Annotated in this window: 3 protein-coding genes; 1 reads left to right on the forward strand and 2 read right to left on the reverse strand. The window is 74.6% G+C overall.

Annotated elements, in window-relative coordinates:
* Positions 1 to 212: 212 nt before the first annotated feature.
* Together SACPADRAFT_RS0204465 and SACPADRAFT_RS0204470 are read right to left on the reverse strand one after the other, a co-directional pair.
* Entirely contained in the window at positions 213 to 1,337 is a 1,125-nt protein-coding gene (locus SACPADRAFT_RS0204465; protein WP_007027370.1) for a DNA glycosylase AlkZ-like family protein, read from the reverse strand.
* Positions 1,338 to 1,406: 69 nt separating this feature from the next.
* Complete coding sequence (locus SACPADRAFT_RS0204470; protein ID WP_007027371.1) at positions 1,407 to 1,826, reverse strand: DUF3224 domain-containing protein; 420 nt, start codon at positions 1,824 to 1,826, stop codon at positions 1,407 to 1,409.
* Positions 1,827 to 1,890: 64 nt separating this feature from the next.
* Here SACPADRAFT_RS0204470 and SACPADRAFT_RS0204475 point away from each other — a divergent pair.
* Positions 1,891 to 2,151, forward strand: a 261-nt coding sequence (locus SACPADRAFT_RS0204475) for a helix-turn-helix transcriptional regulator (protein ID WP_157577068.1), incomplete at its 3' end; no start/stop codon positions are given.

The following is a 2,151-nucleotide window of genomic DNA, read 5'->3' on the forward strand; positions in this document are numbered from 1 at the left end:
CGACCACCCGGCGATCCCGACCCTCATCCTCCGCCGCGCCACCACCCCCGCGAGTCGCCACCCGAGTCCCGCGAGTTGACGCTCCATGCCCGCGAGCCGCCCTCCAGAACCCGCGAGTCGCCACTCCCGTCCCGCGAGTCGCCGTCCTGGGGTGGCGCCTCGCCGGTGGGATCGCCGGTCACCGCGCCGGTGGCACCCCGTCCGGCGGCCGGTCACGACCACCGCACGCGGAGTGCGGTGAAGCCACGCACCGCGCGCACCCGGTCGGCCTCGTCCTCCGCGGCGGCCCGGACGCGGGCCGGGACGGGGCCGAAGCCGGTCAGCGTCATATCGAGCCGCTTTCCGGACGTCGTCGTGCGCCAGGTGCCCACGAGGTCCCCGTCGGCCAGCAACGCTCCCGGGTTGCCGAGGACCCGCCACACGGCCTTGCGGTGGGTCTCGTCCGGTACCAGCAGTGTGCGGTCGCGTGCCTGCAGGAACGGGTCGCCCGGCGGCAGCAGCCGTACCGGGTCCGGTTCGGGCGGGTTCTCCAGTATCGGCAGTGCCTCGGCGGGGATGTGCCCCACCCGGCCGTCCACCCGAACCTCGGCGAGGTCCTCCGGCCACAGCCGGGTGGCGACCGTGGCGCGCGTCGTGCCGAGGTACCCGGCGGCCTCGTCCGGGGTGGCGGGGCCGTGCAGACGGAGGTAGTCCCGCACCAGCCGGGTGGCGGCGGTGACATCGGTCCGGTCGGGCAGCGGCGGCCGGGGCCGCAGCGGGGTGAGCGTGGCGGGGGTGACGCCCGGCTCCAACCGGACACCGGCCGGCGGTGTGGCCAGCCGCATCAGTTGCTCGTGGATGTGCGTGGCCCCGCAGATGCGGCACCACCGGGTCAACCCCCCAGGCACCACCCGGGTCACCGCCTCGCTCGCCTCGCCCTTGGTCATGGTCGTGGTGACCACGTCCCGCAGCGCCCGTGCGGCCGTGGTCACCGCCGCACGCGGGCCCATGTCGGCCGCCGTGACGTCGGCTCGCCGCCACGACAGCCGGGCCCGGGCGTCGGCATCGTCCAGCGGCAGCAACGCCCGGATCAGCCCGCCGAACCCGCCGGCCCGATGGAAGTGCGGAGCGCCGCGCACCGACCAGGCGAGGGTGAAGCGCTCGTCCCCGGTGAGCACAGCGCACTCCCCGTCGCGCGCCGACCGCGCGGCCAGCGCGAGCCCGGCGGTGGTCCGCCGGGTGCTGTCCTGCACCCCGAGATCGAACACCGCCAGGTCGACCGGATCGCTCGTCTCACGGTGCAGTCCCTGCGCGGCGATCCGGTAGGCCAGTACCTGCGCACGGTCCACCGCGGACATCGCAGCCTCCTTCGCGTGGTGTTGGCCCGGGTTACCCGCCGCACCCCGGCACGCCCGTGGGCGGACGGTTCAGTCGGCGAAGGTGAACTCGGCGGTGTAGGGCACCGTGGAGGTGGTGCTCGCGCCCGTGCCGCCGCCGGACAGGCCGGCGAGCTCGCCGGTGCCCGAGCCGGGCACCACGGTGAACGTGTCCCCGATGCCGTCGGCGTCGTAGGTCACCTCGTGCCGGAGGACGACGCTGCCCCGTCGTCCGTGCACACTGCCCTCGATCCGCTCCAGTCCGGGGGCGGCGAAGCCCGCGCCGTCGTATCCGTCCCCGTCGTAGTACAGCAGGTAGTCGCAGGTCGAGGTGCCCTCGATGGCGCCCGTGTAGGTGAACGTGGCCCGGACGTGCGCGTAGCGCGGGCCGTCCCCGGCTCCGCTGACCACCTGCTCGTCCCAGCCGGTCGTGGTGTAACTGCCCGTCGTCGTGGTCGTCTCCGTACTCATACGACCCACCCTGCCCCCCCGGACTGCCATCCTCTGTCAGGTTTCTCGGGCAGAATCGACCTCCGTGCGTGCGAGCAGACTGATGTCGATGCTGTTGCTGTTGCAGAACCGGGGCCGGATGACCGCGCGGCAGCTCGCCGACGAGCTGGAGGTGTCGGTGCGCACCGTCTACCGGGACGTCGAGGCCCTGTCGGCGGCGGGCGTGCCCGTCTACGCCGACCGCGGGCGCGGGGGTGCCTACCGCCTCGTCGGCGGGTACCGCACCCGGCTGACCGGGATGTCCGGCTCGGAGGCGGCGGCGCTGGCCCTGGCCGGGCTCCCGGAC

Source organism: Saccharomonospora iraqiensis subsp. paurometabolica YIM 90007, assembly GCF_000231035.2.
Taxonomy (GTDB): Bacteria; Actinomycetota; Actinomycetes; order Mycobacteriales; family Pseudonocardiaceae; genus Saccharomonospora; species Saccharomonospora paurometabolica.

Excerpts from the sequence above, each read along its gene's own strand:
- SACPADRAFT_RS0204465 (WP_007027370.1), bottom strand. The coding sequence starts at position 1,337 with ATGTCCGCGGTGGACCGTGCGCAGGTACTGGCCTACCGGATCGCCGCG.
- SACPADRAFT_RS0204470 (WP_007027371.1), bottom strand. The coding sequence starts at position 1,826 with ATGAGTACGGAGACGACCACGACGACGGGCAGTTACACCACGACCGGC.